The sequence below is a fragment of the Pseudomonas sp. SIMBA_067 genome (assembly GCF_046534675.1).
Lineage (GTDB): Bacteria > Pseudomonadota > Gammaproteobacteria > Pseudomonadales > Pseudomonadaceae > Aquipseudomonas > Aquipseudomonas putida.
In genome coordinates this window covers 525,068-548,498 of record NZ_JAWRYH010000001.1, presented here as the reverse complement: position 1 = coordinate 548,498, position 23,431 = coordinate 525,068, and the positions used below count along the sequence as shown (strand labels likewise).

At 60.5% G+C, this 23,431-nt stretch carries 25 protein-coding genes and 1 pseudogene; 24 read left to right on the top strand and 2 right to left on the bottom strand.

Going from position 1 to position 23,431, the window contains the following annotated elements:
* The 23 genes from SB765_RS02565 (at position 1) to SB765_RS02455 (ending at position 19,469) form a co-directional block, all read left to right on the top strand.
* The gene (locus tag SB765_RS02565; RefSeq protein WP_410930861.1) at positions 1-315 is read left to right on the top strand and encodes a hypothetical protein; all 315 of its coding nucleotides are present in this window, start codon (positions 1-3) and stop codon (positions 313-315) included.
* Entirely contained in the window at positions 312-974 is a 663-nt protein-coding gene (locus tag SB765_RS02560) for a hypothetical protein (RefSeq protein ID WP_410930860.1), read from the top strand. The genes SB765_RS02565 and SB765_RS02560 overlap by 4 nt, the downstream gene beginning before the upstream one ends.
* Positions 967-1,497, top strand: a complete 531-nt coding sequence (locus SB765_RS02555) for a hypothetical protein (RefSeq protein WP_410930859.1) — start codon at positions 967-969, stop codon at positions 1,495-1,497. The genes SB765_RS02560 and SB765_RS02555 overlap by 8 nt, the downstream gene beginning before the upstream one ends.
* Positions 1,494-2,075, top strand: coding sequence for a phage baseplate assembly protein V (locus SB765_RS02550; RefSeq protein ID WP_410930858.1), 582 nt, complete (start codon positions 1,494-1,496; stop codon positions 2,073-2,075). The genes SB765_RS02555 and SB765_RS02550 overlap by 4 nt, the downstream gene beginning before the upstream one ends.
* A 7-nt stretch (positions 2,076-2,082) precedes the next feature.
* Positions 2,083-2,403, top strand: a complete 321-nt coding sequence (locus SB765_RS02545; RefSeq protein ID WP_410930857.1) for a hypothetical protein — start codon at positions 2,083-2,085, stop codon at positions 2,401-2,403.
* A 62-nt stretch (positions 2,404-2,465) separates the two neighbouring features.
* Positions 2,466-2,747, top strand: coding sequence for a hypothetical protein (locus tag SB765_RS02540; RefSeq protein ID WP_410930856.1), 282 nt, complete (start codon positions 2,466-2,468; stop codon positions 2,745-2,747).
* Between the two features lie 2 nt (positions 2,748-2,749).
* A complete protein-coding gene (locus SB765_RS02535) occupies positions 2,750-3,076 on the top strand; it encodes a GPW/gp25 family protein (RefSeq protein ID WP_410930855.1) in 327 nt (108 codons plus the stop codon).
* A complete protein-coding gene (locus tag SB765_RS02530; RefSeq protein ID WP_410930854.1) occupies positions 3,073-4,053 on the top strand; it encodes a baseplate J/gp47 family protein in 981 nt (326 codons plus the stop codon). The genes SB765_RS02535 and SB765_RS02530 overlap by 4 nt, the downstream gene beginning before the upstream one ends.
* A complete protein-coding gene (locus SB765_RS02525) occupies positions 4,050-4,772 on the top strand; it encodes a phage tail protein I (protein ID WP_241799693.1) in 723 nt (240 codons plus the stop codon). Before SB765_RS02530 ends, SB765_RS02525 begins: the two co-directional genes overlap by 4 nt.
* Positions 4,769-5,455, top strand: a complete 687-nt coding sequence (locus SB765_RS02520) for a phage tail protein (RefSeq protein WP_410930853.1) — start codon at positions 4,769-4,771, stop codon at positions 5,453-5,455. The genes SB765_RS02525 and SB765_RS02520 overlap by 4 nt, the downstream gene beginning before the upstream one ends.
* A 5-nt stretch (positions 5,456-5,460) precedes the next feature.
* Entirely contained in the window at positions 5,461-6,195 is a 735-nt protein-coding gene (locus SB765_RS02515; RefSeq protein ID WP_241799695.1) for a hypothetical protein, read from the top strand.
* A gap of 9 nt (positions 6,196-6,204) precedes the next feature.
* Entirely contained in the window at positions 6,205-6,660 is a 456-nt protein-coding gene (locus SB765_RS02510) for a hypothetical protein (RefSeq protein WP_410930852.1), read from the top strand.
* Positions 6,661-6,754: 94 nt separating this feature from the next.
* Positions 6,755-7,924: a phage tail sheath subtilisin-like domain-containing protein gene (locus tag SB765_RS02505; protein ID WP_410930851.1), complete on the top strand. Its 1,170-nt coding sequence runs from the start codon at positions 6,755-6,757 to the stop codon at positions 7,922-7,924.
* A 12-nt stretch (positions 7,925-7,936) separates the two neighbouring features.
* On the top strand, positions 7,937-8,446 hold the full coding sequence (locus SB765_RS02500) for a phage major tail tube protein (protein WP_241799698.1): 510 nt from the start codon (positions 7,937-7,939) through the stop codon (positions 8,444-8,446).
* A gap of 42 nt (positions 8,447-8,488) precedes the next feature.
* Positions 8,489-8,785, top strand: coding sequence for a phage tail assembly protein (locus SB765_RS02495; protein ID WP_241799699.1), 297 nt, complete (start codon positions 8,489-8,491; stop codon positions 8,783-8,785).
* A 131-nt stretch (positions 8,786-8,916) separates the two neighbouring features.
* Positions 8,917-12,861: a phage tail tape measure protein gene (locus SB765_RS02490; RefSeq protein ID WP_410930850.1), complete on the top strand. Its 3,945-nt coding sequence runs from the start codon at positions 8,917-8,919 to the stop codon at positions 12,859-12,861.
* A 9-nt stretch (positions 12,862-12,870) separates the two neighbouring features.
* A complete protein-coding gene (locus SB765_RS02485; protein ID WP_410930849.1) occupies positions 12,871-13,716 on the top strand; it encodes a phage tail protein in 846 nt (281 codons plus the stop codon).
* Positions 13,691-13,897 (top strand): tail protein X, encoded by a 207-nt coding sequence (locus SB765_RS02480; protein ID WP_410930848.1) that lies wholly within the window; start codon positions 13,691-13,693, stop codon positions 13,895-13,897. Before SB765_RS02485 ends, SB765_RS02480 begins: the two co-directional genes overlap by 26 nt.
* A 63-nt stretch (positions 13,898-13,960) precedes the next feature.
* Positions 13,961-15,004, top strand: a complete 1,044-nt coding sequence (locus SB765_RS02475; protein ID WP_410930847.1) for a phage late control D family protein — start codon at positions 13,961-13,963, stop codon at positions 15,002-15,004.
* Between the two features lie 37 nt (positions 15,005-15,041).
* Complete coding sequence (locus SB765_RS02470; RefSeq protein ID WP_410930846.1) at positions 15,042-15,611, top strand: glycoside hydrolase family 19 protein; 570 nt, start codon at positions 15,042-15,044, stop codon at positions 15,609-15,611.
* Positions 15,611-16,165 (top strand): lysis protein, encoded by a 555-nt coding sequence (locus SB765_RS02465; RefSeq protein WP_410930845.1) that lies wholly within the window; start codon positions 15,611-15,613, stop codon positions 16,163-16,165. Before SB765_RS02470 ends, SB765_RS02465 begins: the two co-directional genes overlap by 1 nt.
* 151 nt (positions 16,166-16,316) lie before the next feature.
* Entirely contained in the window at positions 16,317-17,114 is a 798-nt protein-coding gene (locus SB765_RS02460) for a DNA adenine methylase (RefSeq protein WP_410930844.1), read from the top strand.
* Between the two features lie 198 nt (positions 17,115-17,312).
* Positions 17,313-19,469, top strand: coding sequence for a CHAT domain-containing protein (locus tag SB765_RS02455; protein ID WP_410930843.1), 2,157 nt, complete (start codon positions 17,313-17,315; stop codon positions 19,467-19,469).
* Positions 19,470-20,221: 752 nt separating this feature from the next.
* Here the strand turns inward: SB765_RS02455 and SB765_RS02450 are convergent.
* Positions 20,222-20,581 carry a helix-turn-helix domain-containing protein gene (locus SB765_RS02450; RefSeq protein WP_410930842.1) on the bottom strand — a complete coding sequence of 120 codons (360 nt, stop codon included), beginning with the start codon at positions 20,579-20,581 and terminating at the stop codon, positions 20,222-20,224.
* Between the two features lie 115 nt (positions 20,582-20,696).
* Between SB765_RS02450 and SB765_RS02445 the strand changes: the two are divergent.
* Positions 20,697-20,975 (top strand): annotated as a pseudogene (locus tag SB765_RS02445) (LysE family transporter); the annotation flags it as partial.
* Here SB765_RS02445 and SB765_RS02440 read toward each other — a convergent pair.
* The gene (locus SB765_RS02440; protein ID WP_410930841.1) at positions 20,972-23,392 is read right to left on the bottom strand and encodes an autotransporter outer membrane beta-barrel domain-containing protein; all 2,421 of its coding nucleotides are present in this window, start codon (positions 23,390-23,392) and stop codon (positions 20,972-20,974) included. The pseudogene SB765_RS02445 and the gene SB765_RS02440 overlap by 4 nt on opposite strands.
* Positions 23,393-23,431 lie beyond the last annotated feature (39 nt).

Genomic DNA, 23,431 nt, shown 5'->3' with positions numbered 1-23,431 from the left:
ATGGCCTTCCGGGACCTGATCGACGATGTGGATGAGGTGGTGTTCGACGTCTTGGGCGATCCAGCGCAGATCAATGGCCGTGATGTTCTGGGGATGTTCTCGGCGCCCTGGCTCCAACCCAAGATCGGCCAGATCAATACTGGCCTGCGTGAGCCGCACCTGGTTATCCGCGTTGGCGACAACGCGGGTGTTGAGGCGCGGCAGACCGTCATGATCGATCTGCCGACCGAGGACGGTGGTGGCAACTACATCATCGCCCGCATAGAGCCAGGGGGCGACGGCCTGGTGACGCTCGTCCTGAGGAAATCGCCATGAGTGTCGGCAGCTATCACAAAGTATCAGCCGGTTCAGGGTTGCTCACCCTGCAGATGAGCCCACAAGACGTTAAAGGCTTCGAGGACTTTGCCAAGCTTGTGCCCAAGGCCATGGCTGCGGCCCAGCGTCGAGCTATCAACAAGACGTTGCGCTGGCTTCGCGGGCAGATTGCCCGAGAGGTCGGGCGGCAAGAACGAATCGCCATCGCAGCTGTGAGGCAGCGGCTCAAGGCATTCCCAATGGGGAGCAGTGGGCAAGGCAAGTTGTGGTTCGGTATTCGTCCCATTGAAGCCAGTCGCGCCGGCCGTCCCCGGCAAACCCGCACAGGTGTATCGGTGGCGGGGCGTCGCTATCAGGGGGCGTTCTACCGACAAGTGTACGGGGGCAAGCCCGACATCTGGATTCGCACTGCCAGCAAGCATTTCGATGCCGCCGACTACCCGGATAGCGACGTCTCGGGGGGCAGTGGTCGTCGCTCTGGCTGGGTTTCAGAGAACGACAGCCGCTTTCCACTGGCTAAGGCGAAGATCTCGCTGGATGACGTTCGACCGCATTTCGAAGCCTGGACCAACCGGGCTCACGAACGATTGAAAGTGGTCCTTGAGCAAGAGCTGAACTTTGAGCTGCATAAGTATTTGCGGAGAACAGGCAATGGTTGATGACCCAATACCCCTCGCCAAGATCTATTGCGCAATCGAGCAACACATCAGCGATGCCATTCCCGGCCTCGCCTATGTCGGCACGATGCCGGACGGGATTGAGGTTGTGCCGGTACCGGCGGTAGTGCTGGAGCTGGCAGGCCTCGAGAGTGCGGACAAGGACCCTGGTACAGGTGAAACCGCCGTCGATGCTCGTTTTGAGGCGCGCGTGATCGTCGGGGCGGATGAGCCGAATTGCTTGCATGTGGTGGCCTTTGTAGCTGCCCAACTGGCGGTGCTGTTACGCATGCAGTCTTGGGGCTTGGCAGTTGAGTTTGCTCAGTTCGTGCGGGCAGAGCGGGACTGGAGCCGGCCAGAACTGGACAGCTTTGCGGTCTGGGTCGTCGAATGGACTCAGGTGATCTACCTGGGCGAGGAAGAGTGGCCATGGCCGCGAGAGCCCGGCCCATTGAAGTTCGCCTTCGACCCGGAAAGTGGTCCAGAAAATGAAGGCCTGTATCAATCGCCCGAGGCCCTGGCATGAGTTACGCGGCCGCGCAGGCCGACCGCATGCTGGCCGGCCTGGTGATTCCCTGTTACGTGGTGGGGGTGGATCTGGCCGCCGCCAGGGTGCGGGTTACCGACGGCGGCGACTGGACCAGCGCCTGGGTGCGCTGGCACTCGGTGGCCGCGGGTAAGGCCCGCCACTGGCGTGCGCCGAGTATGGGCGAGCAGGGCGTGCTGGTGAGCCCGAGCGGCGAGCCTGCGCAGGGCACGTTTGTTCCTGGACTGTACGGCAACGCCGGTCCGCCCCCGGACAACCGCGACCATGTCGAGGTTTGGCGTTTCGATGATGGCGGTTCCCTGGTCTACGACTGGGCGGCCAATAGCTACACCATCAAGCTGCCTAGCGGCACGGTCACCATTGAGGTCGGAAGCAGCAAGGCAGTGATCACCGACGCCGCGATTAACGCCGAGTCGGCTGCCATCACGGCCAAGGCGGCCACCATTACCCTGCAGGGCGCCGTGGAGATAGTCGGGCCGTTACGCGTAACGGGCGACATTCTTGGGCTTGGGAAAGTGATCGATACCGCCGGCAATACGGCGAACCATAAGCACTGAGGTCTATATGACTGAGCAAAACCTACAAGCCCCCATCAACGGGACTGACCGTTACAGGGTGGAAAAAATGGTTGATTACGGCATCACCGGATTCGCGGATCACTTCCGCATGCTGAGCTACTGGCGTCGCTTGCTGGCTGGCGAGAACGACCCGGAAGAAATCGCCCAAGGCCTGGCTATGGCGCTGAGACCAGGGCGCTATATCCCTACGCCGCGCCCGCCCCGATTGCCTGCCATAACCATCAACGTCACGGGCCATTTGGACCCTGATGCGCTTGCTAACGCGATCAAATCGGCGGTTGAGCAGACCTTATCCGGTCAACGCTGATACTAAAAATTACCCCTCAGAGGCCCGCTTTCGCGGGCTTTGTCGTTCCTGGAGCATCACTAATGGCAGTCAAGAAAAGCGACGAGACTGACGCAACTGCGAGTGCGGACGGATCCGCCGTTGTACCTGGTGCCGGTGGCGCCGACATCACCACTGTGGAGGCTGCGCCGGCCGGCGTGACCTTCGCTGACCGCGCCTACACCTCGCGTTCGTTGTTCCTGCAAGCCGGTGACGATTTGCGCGAGCTCAAGGTGCAGGCCGGTCGCGTGACCGTTCAGACCGACGACGCCGAGGCAGTGGCATTCCTGCGCAGGCATGCCGACCTGCAGCAGCTGGACGGCTAACCATGATCGGCCTGGACCGCAGGACCGGTCAGCAATCCACCGGCCTCGATCACCTGAAGCAGTCGATTGAGGACATTTTGACCACCCCCTTGAAGAGCCGTCGCATGCGGCCTGAGTACGGCAGTAATCTGCGCCGCTTTGTTGACCTGCCGGTTAACGAGGGCTGGAAAAGCGCGGTACAGGCCGAGGTGGCCCGCGCGCTGGGCCGCTGGGAGCCGCGCCTGCAGCTGGAGCGGGTCAAGGTCGTGTCGGTTCTCGACGGCCAGATAGGCCTGCAACTGACAGGCAAGTACCTGGGCAACTCGGCCGTCGTGGAGGTGAGTGCATGATTGACCTGTCTTTGCTGCCCCCGCCCGATGTGGTGGAAACCCTGGATTTCGAGACGCTGTATCAGGAGGTGCTAGGCATCTTCCGCGCCCATATGGGCGACCAGTGGACCGCTGTTCTGGAGTCTGATCCGGTGGTCAAGCTGATGGAAGTCATGGCCTACCGTGAGCTTATGGTGCGTGCCCGCGTCAACGCGGCGGCCAAGGCCAGCTTGCTGGCCTACGCCAAGGGCGCCGACCTGGACAACCGCGCCGCCGACTACGGCGTGCAGCGGCTGACCATCCGCGCGGCCAACCCCGACGCGGTGCCGCCGGTTACAGCGCTGATGGAAAGCGACGAGGCGTTGCGCTACCGCACGCGGCTGTCGCTGGAGGCGCTGTCCGTCGCCGGCAGTAGCGGCGCGTATGAGTATCACGCGCTGAGTGCGTCGGCCGAGCTGGTGCACGTTTCGGTCGATTCGCCCCGGTTTTCCGGGGTGGCGGTGCCAGCCGCGGTTAAGTCGCAGCTGCCGGCCGGGGCCATTGTCGTGGTTTGTGACTACGACGCTGGCTTGCCCAGCCCGCTGCCCGGCGACGTATCGCTGGCGGTGCTGGCAGGGCCGACCAGCACCGTGCCCGAGGCGCAGCTGGTGGCCACTGTGCTCAAGGCGCTCTCGGCTGAGGATGTTCGGCCGGTGACGGACCGGCCGCGCGTACAGGGAGGTATCCCGACCGATTTCAAGGTGGAGGCGGTGCTGTGGGTGGAGGCCGGTCCTGATCCTGGCGTTGTCCTTGCGGCGGCGCGGAAAAGCCTGGATGCCGCCATTGCCGACGCTCGCCGGCTTGAGGGGCAACTGCCCGTTTCGGCCATCTACGCGGCGTTACACGTAACGGGCATCAGCCGCGTCGACCTGGTCAAGCCGGTGGAAGGGGTGGTGTGTGACAAGCGGCATTACCCGCGTGCCGCGTCCATTGCACTGACCACCAAGGTGGTCACATGAGCCTGCTGCCGCATAACGCCACGCTGCTGGAGCGCTCCCTGGAGCGCGCCGGGGAGTTGGGCGTGGACCCGGAAATCATTCGGGGCGTGGCCGACTCGGCGCGCTGCCCGCCCAACTTCCTGCCTTGGCTGGGGTGGGCGCTCAAGGTCGAGGGCTGGGAGGCCGCTTACACCGACGACCAGCGGCGCCAGTTGAACCGGGAGGCGATCCCGGTTCACAAGACCAAGGGCACTGTCGGCGCAATCCGGCGGGTGCTGAGGGCGGTGCGGGTCAACGCGGAGTTCAAGGAGTGGCACCAGATCCCGAACGCCGCGCCGTACACGTTCCAGGTCACGGCCTGGGCCAACGAAAACCGGGCGGGTGAGGGCTCAATTATCTCGCCCGAGCTGGGCGCGCGCCTGCGTGCTCTGGTCGACGCGGCGAAGAACGAGCGCAGCCACTACGAGTTTCGGCTGGGCGCGCGCTTCGATGGCGGCCTCGTTATGGGTAACGCCGCGCAGCCCCTTGCGCTGCAGCGGCGAACCCTGGAGGCCAAAGGCGTTCCCGTCGATGCCTCGGCCCAAACCCTGTTGCTGGCCAATGCCACTTCCGCGCTGGGCATTTTTCGCCGTAGCGCGGAAGTGCAATGCGCCCCAATTAACTCTGAATCGGGGGTCGGGTTCGCCAGTGCGGCCCGCACCCTGGTAGTCGTGCGCGGCACGATGGAGGCAGTTCTATGAGTACCGCTTTACAGCCTGTAATTACCAAGGCCGGCCTGGCGGCAGTGTTCAACGCTACCCGTACCGGCCTGGCGGCAGAGATTACGCATGTGGTGCTTGGGGACCGGGCATATACCCCCAGCGCTGACCAGATCGTGCTGGGCCGCCAGTTGGCCAAGTACCCCATTGCCGGTGGCGAAAAGCTGTCCAGCACCCTGTTGCACCTAACCGCTGTCGCTGATGGCGATTCAGCGTTCTATGTGCGCGAAATCGGGTTCCTCTTGAGTGATGGAACCCTGTTTGCGGTGTGGTCGAGCACTACCGAGGTGCTCACCTACAAGGCGGCGGGTATCGACCTGCTGCTGGCCTATGACCTGTCGTTAGCGGCCCTGCCGGCCAATAGTGTCACCATCAATAGCACCGGCGCCGGGCTCAATCTGAGTTTGGCTGCGCCCTTGGCCGCCTTGGCCGCCGCCCAGGTGGCCGCCCAATCCCGCGACCTGAAACAGCAAGACCAGCTTGACAGCCAAACCGATCAGCAGCGAATCACCGGCGAGCAGGTAGCCAATTTGCTGGCCCGGATGAAGGCCGCCGAGCTGCGCCAAGACACTGACCATGACGGCCTGTTGAGCGCGGCAATTGCCAACGCCTCGGCGGTTATCTACCTGCAATCCCAATTCGTCCAACACCTCTACGGAGCCTAAGACCCATGAGTCTCGAAAGCGATGTTGCCAACCTGGTAACGCAAACCAATGCGCTACTCGATTACTTCAAAACCCGAAAGGCCGGCATTGATCAGGCAGTGGCTACCGCCATCGCTGCCGTGCCGAACCTGGAACGTACCTGGTACGTCAACCAGCAGACTGGCGACGATACCGCCGCCGGCACGGCCGCTGCGCCGCTGAAAACCATCGACAAGGCCGTTGCCAACACCCCGGCGGGCGGTTCTTGTCTGATCCGCCTGCAGGCGGACTACCTGCATTCGACGGCGATTGTCGCGGCGCAGCGTGTGGTCAACATCATGACCGACACCACCGGGGTCAAGCGCAAGCTGACGCTGACCTATCAGACCGATGGCACCTCGGCTTACCTGTCCGGCATCGGCTTGCCAAGCTGGGGCTCTTTGGGTCTGCGCGATGTGACGCTGGTGTTGCCGAGCCCAGCCGGCATCGTGCCGACCCCTTCGGGATCGGCCAACTCGGTGATCAAGACCTACAGCGCCTCGATTGTCACCATGCTGGCCCTGAAGCTGGATTCCTGCGATGTGCAGGCGCCGGCTGACTTCGTGGGGTTCCTGATGCCCGGATCGGCAAACGGTGTGGTGCTGGAGGTGATTTCGACCAGTACCCCGTCCGGCTTTGCCGGCCGCTATGTCATGGGCGTGGCTGGCGGCACTGCGTCGAACACCCTCGGCAACGTCGTCTCCAACCTGGCCACCCTGTAAGGATCCCATATGCAAAAGCAAAACCTGACGATCACCTACGGTGACACCGTATTCAACGGCTTCAACTTCGAAGCCCTGCCGCTGCCTGCAGCCCTGCAGGTGGCTGTCCAGCAGATCGACCTGACTGCCGACCAGGCGCGGGCCAGCGTGGTCGGTGATGCGCTGCGGGTGGTCGAGTACGAAATGGCCGAGAGCGAGGCCACAGCCTTTCAGGCCGCCGGCTTCGAGGGTGAGGTTCCGCTGACCGTACAGGCTACGGTCGACGCCGAGGGCGTCACCCCGCAGCAGGCCGCTGAAAGCATTCTGAGCGAGGCTGCGATCTGGCGCACCGCGCTGTGCCAGATCCGCGCGGCGCGGCTGAAAGGCAAGCAGACGGTGCTCAAGGCTGGCAGTCATGCCGAGGCCGAGGTAATGGCCGATTCGGCCATCAACGCCATCCGCGCGAGCGTGCCCGGCGGCGTCTGAGCCTCTCCCCGGATTCCCTTGAGCGCCCCGATTTTGGGGCGTTTTCGTTTCTGTTGGGCCGCCGCGTGCGGCCTTTTCTTTTGGAGCATTTCCAATGGCTGCAAGCTTCTTTCACGGCGTTACTGTAACGAACGTCGACAGCGGCGCGCGCAACGTCTCGTTGCCGTCTTCCTCGATCATCGGTCTTGTCGACACCTTCACCGAGGGCGCCGGCGCCACGGCCAAGATTGGCGACGTGGTGCTGATCACCAACGAGCGCGAAGCCGTCGCCGCGTTCGGTGCCGGCGCTGCCATCACGAAGGCCTGCCAAGCCATCTATGCACGCTCCAAGGCGGTGATCGTCGCCACGGGCGTGGCCAAGGGCGCCGATGCGGCCGCACAGACCTCCGCGATCATCGGCGGTGTACAGGCCAGCGGCAAACGTACCGGCCTGCAGGCGCTGCTGGACGGTAAGAGCCGTTTCAACGCCCAGCCGCGCCTGATCATTGCGCCGAAGCACAGCGCCACGCAGGCAGTGGCCACCGCAATGGATTCGATTGCGGCCAAGCTGCGGGCCGTGGCGATCATCGATGGCCCCAACACCACCGACGAGGCGGCCACCACCTACGCCAAGCTGTTCGGCTCCAAGCGCCTGTACATGGTCGACCCTGGTGTGCAGATGTGGGATACCACCAGCAACGGGACTATTGACGCGCCGGCCTCGGCTTGGGCTGCAGGCGTGTTTGCCTACACCGACAGCGAATACGGTTTCTGGTCCTCGCCATCGAACAAGGAGTTCGTCGGCATCACCGGCACCACCCGGGCCATCGAGTACCTGGACGGCGACGAGACGTGCCGGGCCAACCTGCTGAACAACGCCAATATCGCGACGATCATCCGTGACGACGGTTTCCGCCTGTGGGGCAACCGTACGCTGTCGAGCGATTCGAAATGGGCGTTCGTCACCCGTGTGCGGACCATGGACATGGTCATGGACGCGATCCTGTATGGCCACAAGTGGGCGGTGGACCGGGGTATCACCTCGACCTATATCCGCGACGTCACCGAGGGCCTGCAGGCCTTCATGCGCGACCTGAAAGCCCAGGGCGCAATTATCAACTTTGAGGTCTACGCCGACCCGGTGCTCAACACGGCCAGCCAGCTGGAGCAGGGCAAGGTGTATTGGAACATTCGCTTCACCGACGTTCCTCCGGCTGAAAACCCGAATTTCCGGATTGAAGTCACCAACCAGTGGCTGACCGAAGTCCTCGACCAAGTCGCATAAGGAGCGCAATCCATGGCAATGATTCCCGAAATTTTGGCCAACCTGAACCTGTTTGTGGATGGCGTCAGCTTCCAGGGCGATGTGCCCAGCCTGACCCTCCCCAAGCTTACGCTCAAGACCGAGGAGCACCGGCCCGGCGGTTACGACATGCCGATTGAGATGGACGTGGGTATGGAGAAGATGGAGTCCAACTTCACCACCACCGGCGTGCGCAAGGAATCGCTGAAGTTCTACGGCCTCGCGGACGGCAACGCCTTCAACGGCACTTTCCGGGGTTCGTTCAAGGGCCAGAAAGGCGAAACCAAAGCGGTAATCGTCACCCAGCGTGGGACCTTGAAAGAGGTCGATATGGGCGACTGGAAGCCCGGCGACAAGGCTGAGCTCAAGCATTCCATTGCCGTGACCTACTACAAGCTGGAGGTCGGCGGCGAGACCATTTATGAGATCGATCCGGCCGGCATGAAGCGCGTCATCAACGGCGTCGACCAGCTGGCCAGCCAGCGCCGCGACCTCGGCCTGTAATCCCGTCAGCCCGTTCTCATCTCCTTTCAAGGTAATCACTCCATGACCAAACCACTGCCAAAATTCATCATGCTGGAAGCTGACCGCGTCACTGTGACGCTGACCAGCCCGGCCGAGCTCAACGGCGTCCAGCAGGACCAAATCACCTTGCGCGCGCCGACTGTGCGCGATATCCGCAACTCGACCAAAACCTCGGACGGTGACGACGAGCAGCGCGAGCTGAACCTTTTCGCCTCCCTGGCTGAGGTGCATGTCAAAGACCTGGAGGGGCTCACCTACAAGGACTACAACCGCCTCGCGACCGGGTACAACTTTCTGGTGCGAGACGACGAGCTTTAATCCGGCCACGCAAAAGCAAGCGGCCAAGCGACTTGCGGCTGAGCTGAATTTTTCAGCCGCAGAGATCCAGACCATGTCCTATGCGGACATGGTGTGGTGGCTGACGGATTGAGCTTGCATAGGGGGCACCGATGGCAGGCAAACTAGCGTTATCGCTGGTGATCGGGGGTGCTGTCGCCTCGTCGGTAGGCGCTGCATTCAAGACGGTCGAGAGCGGCATCCAGAAGCTGGAAGCCAAAGGCAACAGGGCCAAGGTGCTGAAAAGCACCATTGGCGAAACCGTCAAGCTGCGCGAAGAGTGGAAGCGTGCACATGACAGCGGCGCTGCCGGCGCCGACAAACTGCTGCGCAAGCTGGACAGCAACCTGGATGCTTTGCGCAAGCAAGGCATTGAGGTTGGGCGCCTCAGTCGCGAGTATCAGCGGCTGGGGCGCGAGGCGAGAGCCGCCGATCTGCAACTGAAGGGTCACCAGCAGCTGCAGGCGGGCAAGGAATCGCTCAAGTCGAACATCGGCAAGGCGGTGGTGGCCACGGGCGCGGCCGCTGTGCCGACGATGATCAGTGCGAACTATCAAGCGATCATCCGCGACATTGCGATCAAGGCCGATATCGTCAACAAGCCGGAAGAGCGGCAGCTCACCCGGACGGTAATCGATACGGCCAAAGATACTGGTATGTCGCGCAATGACGTGGCCGACCTGGTCAACCAGCTGGTCGGCGCTGGTATGGACCTCGACAAGGCGCTGTCGTATGCGCCGGTCGCGGCTAAGTTCGCGATTGGCCAGGGCGCCTCAGGCGTAGACACGGCGTCGATGATTCAGGCGCTGCAGCAAAACGCCAAGATCAGCGATCCGAAAGTCATGCAGCAGGCGCTGGAGGCAATCGCCTTCCAAGGCCAGGCGGGCAGCTTCGAGGCCAGCGACATGGCCAAGTGGTTCCCGCAACTGCTGGCCGGCATGGAGAAGAACGGCATCACCGGGCTGGATGCTGTGACCTCGTTGGGCTCGATGCTGCAAGTCCAGATGAAGACCGCCGGCAGTTCGGACGAGGCGGCGAACAACTTCAAGAACTGGATGGAGAAGATCGGTTCTGGCGAGGTGGTGAAGGCCTACAAGGATGCGGGGATCGATTACCAGTCCTCACTGAATACCGGTCTGCAGAAGGGCATGAACGTCATCGAGGCGTCCATGGCCCTGGCCATGAGGTACGTCGAGGCCACTGACCCGGCAAAGGCAAAGAAGATCGAGGCCGCCAAGGCCAGCATCGACAAGGAAGTCGACCCGGAAAAAGCCAAGGCAGCGCTGGATGCCCTGGAAAAGGCCCTGCGCACTGGCGATATCTTCGCTGACATGCAGGTCAAGGCCGCGCTCACAGCCTACGGGCAAAACCGGGGCTTGTATGAGGAGCTCAAAGCCGACTCTCAGAAAGCCTCGGGCATCCTCGATAAGAACCTTGCTGAGCGCCGAGAGACCTCTGCGCAGCATTGGGCCGAGCTGGGGCAGGCGGTTAACGACTCGATGCGCAGCATTGGCGATGCCATCCGCCCCGCGACCGACCTGGTGGCCAAGGGGCTGACCTCGGTCGCGCATGGGATGACCTCCCTTGCGGACAACTTCCAGCCGGTCGTATTGGGCATCGCCGGCATCACGGCGGCGGTTGTAGCGTTCATGACCGCGTCCAGTGCGCTGAAAATTGGGCGGGGCGTATTCAACATCGCTCGCGGGCGAAGCCTTGATCGCTTGGCCGGTCGCCCAGGGCGTGATGACCGGGCGCCCATTGAGCTACCGAAGACGGGCAGTAGGGTGGTCGATACCGGTCTCGGCTTGCTGGACAAGTTGTTCCCGGCGACGCAGCCGGAAGTGACATCCGCAAATGATCCGCAGGCCGGCGGAAATGACACCCAGCGCGTATTTGTGGTTAACGCCGATGCGTTCAACGGGATCGGCAGCAGCGTTGCCAATAGCGCCCCTGCCGACCCTGCTCGGGGGAGTCGCAGAAGCCGACGTCGTGCCCGTCGACGTGAGAGCAGGCAAGGCGCCCCAGCCCGGCCGAAGCAGGTGGTGGGGCAGACAAAGCTTCCATCGGTACGGCCCGCTATCCCTGCGTCTGTACCGGCAGCTCTACCGAAAGCGGTGACCGGTGTTGAGGAGTTGGGCAGGGTCGCTCGCTCGGTGCGCGGCGTTACCCGTCTTGCCAAGCGATTGCCTGGCGGGAATGTGGTTGATGCAGGCGCTGCCGCGATTGATGTCGCGATCAATGCCAGCTCTCAGGAAGAGAAAGCGGAAGGTTATGGGGGCGCTGCCGGCAGTCTCGCAGGGACTCTCGCGGGCGCCGCTGCAGGGGCGGCCATCGGTTCGGTAGTGCCAGTTATTGGTACTGCAGTGGGTGGTGCTGTCGGCGCCGTGCTTGGCGGCATGGGTGGCGAATCGCTGGGCAGTTGGCTGGGTAAACGCTGGTTTGATGATGAGCAAGCTGATGCGGGGGACAAGCCAACGCCGGAAAGCCCGCAGATGCCGGGGCAGGCTTTGCAGGCCACGGTGCTCTCTGCGGAGGAAGACAAGCCGGAAGGCAGGGCAGAGCAGCCGCCACCATTGCCTGCAGCGCCGGTACCGGCATTGGGTGAGGCCGTGCGCAACGTACCGGCCCCAACGCCTATCGCGCCTGTGGTGGCATACGATCCCCTCAGCCCCGGTGTAAAAGATCCGTACCTGTTGCCCGCGTTGACAGACAACAAGGTCCGTTTCCCGGGTGCGCCCTTGGTGCGGCCGCCGGTTCAGCCTGAACCGGTGCCCGAGCCTCAGCGAGCATCAATGCTGCAGGAGCCGCCGAGGCTGGGTGACACGGGAAAAGCCATGGCGCCTCCGCCACCTGCCGCTCCAGCAGTGTCATATGACCCGCTCGATCCGGGGGCGAAGGACCCGTACCTGTTGCCGGCTCTGACGACGAGCAAGGTACGCTTCCCTGGTGCGCCCCTGGTGCGGCCGCAGGTTCAACCCGAGCCAGTGCCTGAGCCGGAACCGGCACCAAAGGTGCCGCCGAAGCTGGGTGGCACGGTGAGAGCCGCAGCCGCTCCGGCAGTGTCGTACGACCCGCTCGGCCCTGAGGCCAAGGATCCATACCTGTTGCCGGCGCTGACGGCCAACAAAGTACGTTTCCCGGGTGCGCCCCTGGTGCGGCCGACGGTTCAACCTGAGTCCGTGCCCGAGCCTGAGCCAGGTCCCCTGCTGCAGGAGCCGCCGCGGTTGGGCGACACAGTGCGAGCGTTGGCCGCCCCGCCACCGGTCCAGCCGGCTGTATCGTATGACCCGGTCAATCCCGAGGCCAAGGACCCATATCTGTTGCCGGCACTGACGGCCAACAAGGTGCAATTCCCAGGTGCGCCCTTGGTGCGGCCGCCGGTACAACCTGAGCCGGTGATCGAGTCTGAACCAGTGCCAGGGCTGCAGGAGCCGCTCAAGCTGGGTGACACGGTGAAAGCCTTAGCCCCTCCGGCGCCGGTCACCCCGTCAGTGTCATATGATCCGCTTGAGCCGGGGTCCAAGGATCCGTATCTGTTGCCGGCTCTGACGGCAAACAAGGTGCGCTTCCCTGGTGCAGGGCTGGTGCCACCACCAGCTCAGCCGCAACCTGCGTCAGAAAACCCTCCGACAAGACTGGGTGAGGCGCTGCGCGAGGCCCCAGCTAAGTCGACGCCGGCTCCAGTGAGCATCAACAACCGCGAGCGCAAGCCTGCAGCTGCTGGTGTTTCACCTCAAGCGATTCCACGGCCCGATACCTTGCCGGCGGGGTTGGGTGATCTGGTACGCGACATGGTGGCCAAATCGGCGCCTGCCCCGCCCCGCATGCCCGACCTTGTTCAGCCAGCCAAAGTCTCAGCGCCGCCCCCGGCTCCGAAGGTTGATCAGTCGTTCACCTTCGCGCCGAATATCCCGATCAACGTCACCGGCGATGTGAAGGACCCGGCTGAGCTACTGCGCGAGCTGGAATCAGGTGTGAGGCGGCTGTTCGATGGCTGGCAGCGTGAGGTGTCTGCGCGCACGGCCTCGACCCAATTGTTCGATCAACCGCATTTGTAAGGAGGGCCTATGGCCTACATGGCGCAGCTGGAGTCGTCCCTGTCTGGGCTGGTTTCAGCTGGAGAAGCTGGGCGCAAAGGTGTGGACGGCATGCTGTCCCCGCTCAACAGTGCGGTCGGGAGCATCACTGGTGCCGCGTCGGAGCTGGAAAACATTCCGTTCGTGGGGGCTGAGGCTGGTGCAAAGCTTGGCCGGATCGTGCGAAGTATCAACGTAGCGCAGTCCCAAGTGGGGCAGGTGGCGTCGATGTATAGCCGGGTCGTCACCGGCGCCGCTCAGGTGCAGGAACGACTGAGCACGTTTAAGACGATGGCGTCCAAGGTAACCGCCGAGGCCGGGCGGGTGGCGGGGCTGGTTAGCCCGTCACTGGCCAACATCCTGCCCACGGGCGGCCTGATGGGCTCGGCTACACCCCTTCCTGAGGCGGTTGCCCCATTCCCGCACTTGCTGATCATCCAGCCGCATGACGCCAAGCTGCAGCCGTATTACTTCAACCTGGGCACTGCCCCCTTCGACGAGCTGCGCCGACAGGCGTCGTATCGCTGGGCTGGGCAAGAGCGCCTGCGCCGAAGTGTGGCGCAGCAGGCGGTTGGCTTGGGTGAGGAAAAGATCACGCTCAAGGGCGCGATCTTCCCGCACCACAAGGGCGGCATTAATCAACTGAAGGTGCTGCGTAGCATTGGCCGCAACCTGCAGGCGTTGAAACTGGTCACCGGCTATGGCGAGGTGCTGGGCGACTGGTGCCTGGTGAGTGTGGAAGAGGAACAGAGTCACCTGCTGGCAGGCGGCATCCCCCGTAAACAGGGCTTTAACCTGGAGTTTGTGAGCTATGGCAACGACCTGCAGAACGTCTGACGGGGATCTCCTGGACGTAATCTGTCAGCACTACTACGGGCACCTCAACGGCACTGTCGAGGCGGTGCTGGACGCTAACTCGGATCTGGCCAGGGAGGCGCAGCCGTACCGCGCCGGCCTGCTGATCCAGTTGCCTGACCTGTCGGCGCCGGCGGTCGAGCTGCTGCAGCTGTTCGACTGACACCCGTCAAGTCACGCATAACGAACCCCGCCCCGCGCGGGGTTTCTTGTATCTGGAGCACGCATGAAACCAACGTATCGAGTCATTGCCGACCGCAAGGACATCACTGCGCTGATCAACGACCGCCTGTTGCTACTGCGGATCTCGGACAAGCCTGGCATGGAGTCGGACGAGTTTGAGCTACGTATTGACGACCGCGACCAGGCGGTGGCGCTGCCAGCGCGGGGAGGGCTGGTGGAGGTCTTGCTGGGTTACGAGGGCCAGCCGCTCAAACGCATGGGCGCCTACACCGTCGACGAGGTGCAAGTCTCAGGACCGCCCGATGAGCTGACCATTCGAGGCAAGGCGAGCGACATGCGCGGCAGTGGCAAGACCATCCGCAGCGGCAGTTGGGAGAATGTGCCGCTGTCGGAGATCGTCACTGAAATCGCCAGGCGTAACGGCTGGGAGGTGGTCTGCCCGGTCACGACCAAGGTCGAGCGCATCGATCAGCGCAACGAGTCTGATTTCAACTTTGTCACGCGCCTGGCTCGGCAGTACGACAGCACTGCCAAGGTTGCCGAGGGCAAGTTGCTGGTGATGCCCAGGCAGGGTGGCAAGAGCACCTCGGGCAAGTCCCTGCAGGTGGTCACCATCAACAAGACGGATGTTTCTCGGTATCAGTTTCGGCTATCGGACCGCAGCACGCAGAAGGCAGTGAAAACACAGCATCAGGACCCGAAGACCGGTGCCTTAACAGTAGTCCAGCTGGACAACGACGAGTCGCCAGACGGTCTGCCCCCGGTTCACACCGACCGCCACATCTACCCCAACGAGACTGCTGCCAAGCAGGCCGCCCATGCGCGGCTGGCCGCGTTCAACCGCAGCACTGCGGGTGTGCGTTTGGAAATGGCCGGACGGCACGACCTGTTCGCCGAGTGCTCGATTAATGCCCAGGGCTTCAAGCTCGGTCTCGATGGCGAGTACCTGGTGGAAAGCGTTGAGCAGGTGTTCACGGCCAGCGGGTGGACCACAACCGTGGAGTGCAACGGCGGCAAGAAGGGCAAGGCCAAGGCCTCGGGCAGGAAAACGAAAGTCGAAAAGCCGCTCAAGGTCGAGCAGCTCTAATTCCCTCGGCCGCTTTCGGCCATCACTGGAGACACCAATGGCTATATCAGTTCAACAACTGCAACAGATCCTCCCCAACGCCGGCCGCAAAGCCGGCGTTTTTGTTCCTGGCCTCAACGCGACAATGGGCAAGTACTCGATCATCACGCCAAAGCGTATGGCGGCGTTCCTCGCCCAGGTCGGCCATGAGTCTGGCCAACTGCTGTATGTGCGTGAGCTCGGTAACGATGCCTACTTGGCAAAGTACGACACCGGCCGCTTGGCGGAGCGCCTCGGCAACACGCCGCAGGCGGATGGTGATGGCCAGCGGTACCGTGGCCGTGGGCTGATTCAGATCACCGGCCGTGATAACTACGAGGCCTGCAGTGAGGCACTGTTCGGTGACAGTCGCTTGCTCAATACCCCGGACCTGCTTGAGCAGCCGGTCTATGCATCGCTGTCGGCCGGCTGGTTCTGGCAGCGTGCGGGCCTCAATAGCCTTGCAGACAAGGTGGCGCAGGCCGATGACTCGGTTTTCGAGTCGATCACCCGTCGCATCAATGGTGGCCTGAATGGCTTGAAAGATCGCCAAACGCTCTACAAACGGGCGCTTCAGGTGCTGCAGTAATGTCGCTGAGTTGGCGTATCGCCTTGTTGGCCGTTGCGCTCGGGCTCTATGTGGGCGGCCGTGGCGCCTGGACGTGGCAGGCCAGCGAGTACGGTCGGCAGCTTGCTGATCAGGAAGCTGATTACATTCGGCAGCTGGCCGACAAGGATCGAGCCTATGGCCGCGAGCGTGAAGAGGCTGCAGCTGCAGCACTGGAGCAGTTGGCAGAGCAGAAGGCTCAGCGACAAGCCCTGGAAGATCGCCTGCAGGAGCAGGGCAAAACACATTGGCAGGAGATGAACGATGCTCAAGAAACTCACGCTCGCCTGCGTGACCGGCTTGCTACCGCTGATCTGCGGTTGTCAGTCCTTGTCGACGCCGGAGCCTTTGCCACCCCGGGTTGTGACGGTGGGGTGCGAGAAACCGCCGGCACCAGAGGCTTGGTACATGGCGCCGTACGCGCCCAACTTGACCCAGCGCATGCTCAACGAATTATCGCCATCACGGACGACGGCGACCGGGGGCTAATTGCACTGCATGCCTGTCAGGCCTACGTGCGCGAAGTCGCCAAGTGAAAAGAGGCGAGCCGGGCAGATGCGTCAACATCCAGCCCGGCCCGCCGAACCTGCAGACCCTTCCTGCAAGTCCAGCCGCAGCCTCTGCCTTGTGCACAAAGCGCGGCGAGCCTAACACCTGTTTATCCATACAGTAAAGACTTGCATACCTATGACCTCTCCAATCATTCCCTGGATGGGTGGCAAACGCCGCCTGGCCGACCGCTTGATCCCTCTCTTTCCCCCTCATGAGTGCTACGTCGAAGTCTTCGCCGGCGGTGCCGCGTTGTTCTTCATGCGTCCCCAGCCCGCCCCGGTGGAGGTGCTGAACGATCTCAACGGTGACCTGGTCACTCTCTACCGTGTTGTGCAGAACCACCTGGAAGAGTTCGTGCGCCAGTTCAAATGGGCGCTGAGCTCTCGACAGATCTTCGAGTGGCAGAAGATGACGCGCCCTGAAACCCTGACTGATATCCAGCGTGCGGCTCGGTTCTTCTACCTGCAGCAACATGCGTTCGGTGGCAAAGTAACTGGGCAGACGTTCGGTACCGCGACCACCGGGCCGGCCATCAACCTGTTGCGCATCGAGGAGAACCTGTCAGCCGCGTGGCAGCGCCTTTCCGGTACCTATGTCGAAAACCTGTCCTGGCTAGACTGTGCCGAGCGCTACGATCGGGCGCATACATTCTTTTACATGGACCCGCCTTACTGGCAGACCGCTGGCTACGGCGTGGAATTTCCCTTCGATGAGTACAAGCGCATGGCCGACTTCATGCGTCGTTGCAAGGGCAAGGTGATGGTCAGTATTAACGACCATCCGGACATCCGGCGAGCCTTCGACGGCTTCCACTTTGAGTCGCTGGATATCCGTTACAGCAACACGAATCAGCGCCAGGGTAAGGCGGAGGTAACTGGCGAGTTGGTGATCATGAACTGGCAACCAACTGAGTTGGGTCAATTATTGCTTTGAGGCCCTCTTGCCAGCATCCTGCCTAAGCTGGCCGCTTTCCTCACCCCTACAGAAGGTCAGTTGGTAGAAACGGAACCTAGCTCTCTGCTTCCTTTAAAAGCTTGCTGAGGGCACTTGGCCATGATATTGAAAGCCATTCTTGCGGCTGTGTTTAACCGCAAAGGACGATCAATTGTCAATTGAGGGGTGGAGGGGAAAGTGGCATCGATCAACTACTGGTTGGTAGTACCGCATAGTGATAGTACTACCTTGCTCCAAGGGTTCAGCTCTACAATCGGTGAAAGTCGATTCCTGAAGTTGTTAATGCTTGCTGCATATTTGCCGCATGATACCTCAGAGCTTTTCCTTGATCATAAAACTTTTCTGCAACAAAGATCCTGTCACGCAGGTTTGCATGTTGCTACGATAGGTGAGCAAGTTTTAGAGACGCTAGGTGAGATTGTTGAGTCCGGAATTAATGTGGTTATGTGTTTGGGTGAGGTGCTGCCTAAGCTGAAGGAGATTGCATTTTCTGATGATGTAAGTCTCATGATTATTTCGGATTGCTGCATGGAGGGAGTGGTTAATATTAACACCCTTCCAGATGTGCCGCCGTGTAATAAGCTCGATGCGGCTTTGTACAATTCAGTTTGTATGCTTGCTTCCCGTGTCGGAGGTGACGCTCTTAGCAAAAAAGTCCCAAAACTACGTTTGCCTTATGACAATGTTTCACCAATGCCGTTTCGAGCTTCGGGCGTAACAATCGCTAATGAGGTGGTGATGGCGAGTCTTGGGTTCGCGCCTGAAAGAATAGCGTCGCTGGAAGCATCTAATCCCGAATCATATCTAGAGGCAATAGTCGAAACTGCAAAGTACGTTGTCGATGTCACGAATCCTGAGCGAAAATTACGGCAAGAAGCTGTTGTGTATGTTCCGGCTATTTATGGTCCGATGTATAACATTAATCAGCACTTCTGGAATCAGGTGCTTCGAAAGGTTAAGTTGGCTTGGCATAGGGACTTTATTAAGAAGGGTCTAATTAGAAATATTTGGTTCTCAAATATTTCGATTGAGAACTCCTATGGAAATATTTCTGAACATGATAGTCCTTATAACGATCCCGCCGTGTCAATAGTTTTGACCCAGCGGCAGCTGGAGCTTCTGATAACTAATTTCACAGTCGCAAATTTAGCTGCAGCTGAAAGCCTACCTGTGATTCGTCTACCGAATTCGGTCAACCTTAACTTTGCAAAATTTAAAGAAATTGAACGTATCTATCAGTCAAGAGATGAGCGGTCGGATTTGCTTTTGCAGAAGCGTTTCAGGGAGCTGAATAATGATCTCAAAGAGCACTGGAGCGGAGCTTTTGGGGATTTCTTGTCTGGCGAGGTTGATAGTCTAAAGATTTGTAGTGATATACCGCTCGAGTGGGTGTACCTGAGTAACTTGCCGCTCATGATTAGTCATGAGGTGTCAAAAATTCCTATGACTCCAGGTAATCTTTTTCTCCAGTCATCAATGACTGGTGGGCCGCTTTATATCCCCGAAGGATTCTTGCATGAAGTATTGGTTATACGGTCGTTTGAGCCGAATGATCCAATCCGGCATTTCTTGCAGGTGGGAATTGAACTTTTCAAGGTTCAAGATAAAATAAAAGTCACATTTGTGGACGTCAGAACTGTTCAGCAAGTTATTGATGCGTTGAATGGCTTCGACAAAGCTCTGGTGATTTTTGATTGTCACGGTGGTCATGACGGTAACAATAAGGCCGGTTGGCTGAAGATAGGAAAAGAAAAATTAGATACTTGGACATTGGCGGGGAAAGCGAGGGTTCCACCTATAGCGCTACTAAGCGCATGCTCAACGTCAGCCATTGGTGGATCCCATGCAAGTGTAGCTAATGGTTTACTCCGATCCGGAGCTAGGAGTGTTGTAGGCACATTTCTGCCAGTGGATGCCCGGGACTCGTCAGTATTTATGGCAAGGCTCCTCTATCGAATACACTCGTTCCTTCCAGTTCTTAAGGGCCTGAAGTCCAATGCGATATCATGGCGGACTTTTATGACTGGGCTCTTTCGTATGTCATTTACGACTGATGTTTTGAAAATGTTCCGAGATGAGAACAGCATTATTTCGGAGGAGCAGTACATGACCCTCCATCGGCAAGCCAATATGGATATAAATAGATTGGATGAGGAGTGGTATGGAAAACTATTGACGTCGGCGTCCCAATGCAGCGGGCTCCCGCCAGAGGAGCTCTCCAGGCTGGTAACTGAAGGTAAGCCCCTATTAGAGACGATGCTCTATTGTCAGGTCGGACGACCAGAGCTAATTGTAATCCTAATTGATGAGGGGGAGGGAGAGTATAGATTCTGATGAGATGCCGGTAGTAGTAACGTGCCGCCAGCCAGTTAGCCACAAGGTACGAGAACTGGGGTAGGGCTACTGTAGTAGATAGTAGTCTTGGCGGGTTCGCGGATCTTTCGTAGACCCGCGACAGTTCTCTCCCCTGAGTGGAGGATGGCCAGGGAAGAACAATAGGCCCTCAGACTCAAACGTAAATGCTAGCGCCTGCATGCTGACTGTATTGAGATTTGCCTCGTATTCAAGCTGCTGGATGGCCTGTGAGGATACCCCGGATCTTGCACTGAGCTCTTCGATATTCCAGCCCAGCAACTCGCGAGCGGGCCTGCAATGACTGCCAGCAAAGCTGAGCGGTAGGTGATCTACGAGCGACGCGACTATTTCGATTTGATCTTCGTCGAGGTTGAGGCGAAGCGGCTTTTGATCAGGGGCATGAGAGGTCATAACGGTTTTGTCCATGCACTGTACATTCAGCCAGTATAAAATAAGCGAATGGGTAGGAGAAGGTAGGCTGGTTTAGGGCAAATTTAGGGCAGAATCGGGGCCGCATCAGGGCGCACCCAGCCTCCTTGTACTCCATCGCGCACAGCGTTTTCGGGCCTAAAGCGGCCTGCCGCGTATCACGGGCGGGTTCAAATCCCTATCCCGCTTATTAATCTCAGTGCAGCTGCGGCGCTGGTATCGTGCAAAGTTGAGCGCTGAAAAAGGCGGGCCGAAGACCTAAGTTCAAATCCGGTTGGCCCGCTTAGCCACTGATCGCTCCATTATTCGATCAAATGGTAGTCGCCTCTGGTTTTGGGATCAGGTGTCGCGCCTCGGCAGTCGTCGGAACGCAGGGGAGGGTGCCCAGGGAAGAAAATGAGCCCTTCCGCTTCAAGCGCAAAAGCTAATGCCTGCATTGTGACGCGCCGCAGCTCTTCTCCAAGCTCAACTCTGCGGATCGAGTCTGGTGAAACGCCGGACCGAAATGCCAGTGCTTCTACACTCCACCCAAGGGCTAGGCGTGAAGGCCCGCAATGTTCTGAACGGAAACCTAACGGAAGGTCGGCGAAAAATTCTTCAATCTCTTTGGGGATCTCTTCAGCTTTGTTCGGTACCGGGAAGGTAATGATGTCGGCCGTCATGGTCACTACTCGCTACACTGTATGTATATACACTATAACGGTTAAGCCATTAAGCGCAATGGATTCGGTTTACGGCCGGCCTTCCGAGATGGGCAATGTAGTGATTTGAAATATATATTTCCCTGCGTTAGGCAACCCCAAGGCCATCCTGATCTTCACCGCATTCCTGCCGCAGTTCGTTACGGTCGGCAGCGCCACCCCGGTGAGCGAGCAGTTTCTTTGGCTAGGGGTGTTGTTCCTGCTGTTGGAATGGGCGGCCATTGCCCTCTATGCAGGCCTGGGCGCCTACATGCAGCGCTGGTTCAGCCAGCCTGGCCCGCGCCGCGTGTTCAACCGGGTCAGCGCCTCCCTGCTGGGCTGCGCCGGCCTCGGCTTGCTGGCGGCGCGCCGCTAGAACTGCCAGCGCACCCCCAGGTTGACGCCGCTGGCTTCCTGCTGGCGGCTGTCCAGGTTGGCGGTGTACTGCACGCCGCCATGCAGGCTCAGCGCTTCGCTGACCTGCGCCACCACGCCGCTTTCCAGTTGCACTGAGGTATAGCGGTAGTCGGTCTTGACCTTGTCGACGCCATCGAAGGTCAAGGTGTCGCGGCCACCGTCGTCGTGCCACAGGTTAACCTGCGCATAGGGCTGCAGCAGGCGCCCGCTGCTTCCCGTGAACGCACCTTCCAGGCGCACACCCAAGCGCCCGGTAAGCTCGACCTGAGCGTCATGGCTGATGTGCGAGACACTATCGTTTGCGCTGTCGAGCGAGACTTTTTGTGCAATCAGCTGGGCTTGCGGCTCCAGCGTCCAGCGTTCGGACAGGGCGATGGGGTAGCCGGATTCCAGCGACGCCGTCCAGGCGTGGCCATCGATGTCCAGCTTGTCGCCGCGGTGCGAGCGGGCACGTCCATCTAGACGGGTGTACTGCAACACTGCATCCAGATACGCGCCTTGTGGCCCGACCAGCGTCCAGTAAGTGCCGACGCTGTCGCCATCGAGTTTCAGGTCACCCACGCTGCGATCTTGCTCGGCCAGGGCGAAACCTTTGACGTCGGCGTCCAGGCGGCTGTGGCTGACGTAGATACCGACATGCTGACGGTAACCGTTGTCGCCGACCTTGGCATACAGGTCCTGGCCCACCTTGAAACCGTACAGGTCGCCATCCAGGCTCGGGCTGACCGTACCGCTCCATTGCTGGCGCAGGGTGCCGCCGTAGGCCTGCCCCCAACTGGCAGGCAGGGCGCCTTCGCCTTTGAGCAACTGTTGGTCGCCCTGGCGTTGATGGAAGGTGCCCAGGGCCTGGCGGGCGATAATCGCAGCGCCTCTTGGAGCGGCAGCGTAAACCGGCACCTCCGGGCGATACAGCGGCAGGCTTTCGCCTTGCACGGGGGCGGGCAGGTCAACCTGGCCAGGTGCCGGTGCGGCAACAGGTGGTATCTGGGCCGGTGCTATCACAGGTGGCTCGCCCGGCTGTGAAGGTTGTGTGGGTTGTTCGGGCTCGGGTACAGGTGCTGGAGCGGGTAGCGCGACCAGCGTCGAGCGCAGGTACCAGCTGTTTTCGCTGCCAGCGGTTACACCACCTTTGAACAACCGGTAGTCATAGGCACCCACCGATAGCGTTTGCGTCTGCACGAATGCAGTGGCCGTGCTGGTGGCGCCGTCACGGGCTTCGACAACCTGGATGCCGTTCTGTGCAGTTGCTGCACCCGCGCCATTGAGGTTGTTGACGAGCAATTGCGTGGAGCCGCTAATGGCGCCACGGCTGACCACCAGGCGGTCGGAGGCAGCGCCATCGCCTGCCAGCACGCTATTCAGGCGCAGTGTGCCGTTGTTACCGGTGTAATCGCCCTGAACGGTCAGGCGGCCTTGAGCGTCGTTGCCACGACTCAGGTCGATGGTGCCGGCGTTGACTACCGATACCTTGCTGTCACTCTGGATGCTGACGATGCTGCCCTGACGGCTGTTCAGCGTGCTGCTTGCATCGATTTGCAGGGTCCCGGTCCCAGTGGCCGGGATCACGCGTGGCTGATCGCTGCCCAAGTCTCCCAGTGTAAGGGTGTCGTTGAGGGTGAGCCGGCTGCCTTGCTGGAGGTTGATGGACTCCCAGTTTATGTACGACGCACCTTGGCCGACCTGACTCTGCTCGAATGTCAGTGTGTCCGTGCCGGTACCGCCGTCCAGGCTAACGGCAGAGTTGCCCAGGTCGAGGGCGCGGACGATGGCGGTGTCATCGTCATTCTCCATGATGACCCGTTTACGGATCTGGCCACCCGTCCAGGTAAATTCATCCTTGCCGTTGCCAGTGCGTATTTCGCCTTTGAGCGTGCCGCCGCTGATGGTTATCTTGTCAACGCCGCTACTGGTACTGATATCACCGCCGATGGTGCCGCCCGTCATGATGATCGTGTCGTTGCCAAGCCCGCTGACCACGTTGCCAACAACAACGGTTTCGACACCGAGCCCTTGGGAAATCTCGAGGAAGTTGTCAGCGAGCTTGAGATCGATTCGGCCAATGCTGCCGCCTTTGAACCACGCCGTGTCACCATCTTCAAAAGCGCCCGTGATGGTGCCGCCGGTCATGGTGAACGTGTCCATGTCACCACCTTGGTTCAATGACCCTAGTGTGCCGCCAGACATGGTGAAGGTGTCTTGGCCATTGCCTTGTTGCAATGACTGGACCGTTCCGCCGCTGAGGGTGAACTCATCAGCGGCATCGGTTTGCACGAGGGCGCCAAGGGTCTCACCGGGGGTAACCGTCAGGGATTGGGAATGAGCCAGTAATGGCAGTGCCAGCAGGGGGATGGGCAGCAGCAGGCGGGGGCATCGCATAGGCAGGTCTCCGGGTCCATTCAAGGGTCCACTACCTGA

Bases quoted from the DNA above. Each gene is read 5' to 3' on its own strand.
- SB765_RS02565 (WP_410930861.1), top strand. From the start codon at position 1: ATGGCCTTCCGGGACCTGATCGACGATGTGGATGAGGTGGTGTTCGAC.
- SB765_RS02490 (WP_410930850.1), top strand. From the start codon at position 8,917: ATGGCAGGCAAACTAGCGTTATCGCTGGTGATCGGGGGTGCTGTCGCC.
- SB765_RS02450 (WP_410930842.1), bottom strand. From the start codon at position 20,581: ATGACGGCCGACATCATTACCTTCCCGGTACCGAACAAAGCTGAAGAG.
- SB765_RS02440 (WP_410930841.1), bottom strand. From the start codon at position 23,392: ATGCGATGCCCCCGCCTGCTGCTGCCCATCCCCCTGCTGGCACTGCCA.
- SB765_RS02535 (WP_410930855.1), top strand. From the start codon at position 2,750: ATGATCGGCCTGGACCGCAGGACCGGTCAGCAATCCACCGGCCTCGAT.
- SB765_RS02550 (WP_410930858.1), top strand. From the start codon at position 1,494: ATGAGTTACGCGGCCGCGCAGGCCGACCGCATGCTGGCCGGCCTGGTG.
- SB765_RS02555 (WP_410930859.1), top strand. From the start codon at position 967: ATGGTTGATGACCCAATACCCCTCGCCAAGATCTATTGCGCAATCGAG.
- SB765_RS02465 (WP_410930845.1), top strand. From the start codon at position 15,611: ATGTCGCTGAGTTGGCGTATCGCCTTGTTGGCCGTTGCGCTCGGGCTC.
- SB765_RS02540 (WP_410930856.1), top strand. From the start codon at position 2,466: ATGGCAGTCAAGAAAAGCGACGAGACTGACGCAACTGCGAGTGCGGAC.
- SB765_RS02470 (WP_410930846.1), top strand. From the start codon at position 15,042: ATGGCTATATCAGTTCAACAACTGCAACAGATCCTCCCCAACGCCGGC.
- SB765_RS02510 (WP_410930852.1), top strand. From the start codon at position 6,205: ATGCAAAAGCAAAACCTGACGATCACCTACGGTGACACCGTATTCAAC.
- SB765_RS02520 (WP_410930853.1), top strand. From the start codon at position 4,769: ATGAGTACCGCTTTACAGCCTGTAATTACCAAGGCCGGCCTGGCGGCA.
- SB765_RS02500 (WP_241799698.1), top strand. From the start codon at position 7,937: ATGGCAATGATTCCCGAAATTTTGGCCAACCTGAACCTGTTTGTGGAT.
- SB765_RS02560 (WP_410930860.1), top strand. From the start codon at position 312: ATGAGTGTCGGCAGCTATCACAAAGTATCAGCCGGTTCAGGGTTGCTC.
- SB765_RS02515 (WP_241799695.1), top strand. From the start codon at position 5,461: ATGAGTCTCGAAAGCGATGTTGCCAACCTGGTAACGCAAACCAATGCG.
- SB765_RS02530 (WP_410930854.1), top strand. From the start codon at position 3,073: ATGATTGACCTGTCTTTGCTGCCCCCGCCCGATGTGGTGGAAACCCTG.
- SB765_RS02495 (WP_241799699.1), top strand. From the start codon at position 8,489: ATGACCAAACCACTGCCAAAATTCATCATGCTGGAAGCTGACCGCGTC.
- SB765_RS02525 (WP_241799693.1), top strand. From the start codon at position 4,050: ATGAGCCTGCTGCCGCATAACGCCACGCTGCTGGAGCGCTCCCTGGAG.
- SB765_RS02505 (WP_410930851.1), top strand. From the start codon at position 6,755: ATGGCTGCAAGCTTCTTTCACGGCGTTACTGTAACGAACGTCGACAGC.
- SB765_RS02475 (WP_410930847.1), top strand. From the start codon at position 13,961: ATGAAACCAACGTATCGAGTCATTGCCGACCGCAAGGACATCACTGCG.
- SB765_RS02485 (WP_410930849.1), top strand. From the start codon at position 12,871: ATGGCCTACATGGCGCAGCTGGAGTCGTCCCTGTCTGGGCTGGTTTCA.
- SB765_RS02480 (WP_410930848.1), top strand. From the start codon at position 13,691: ATGGCAACGACCTGCAGAACGTCTGACGGGGATCTCCTGGACGTAATC.
- SB765_RS02545 (WP_410930857.1), top strand. From the start codon at position 2,083: ATGACTGAGCAAAACCTACAAGCCCCCATCAACGGGACTGACCGTTAC.
- SB765_RS02460 (WP_410930844.1), top strand. From the start codon at position 16,317: ATGACCTCTCCAATCATTCCCTGGATGGGTGGCAAACGCCGCCTGGCC.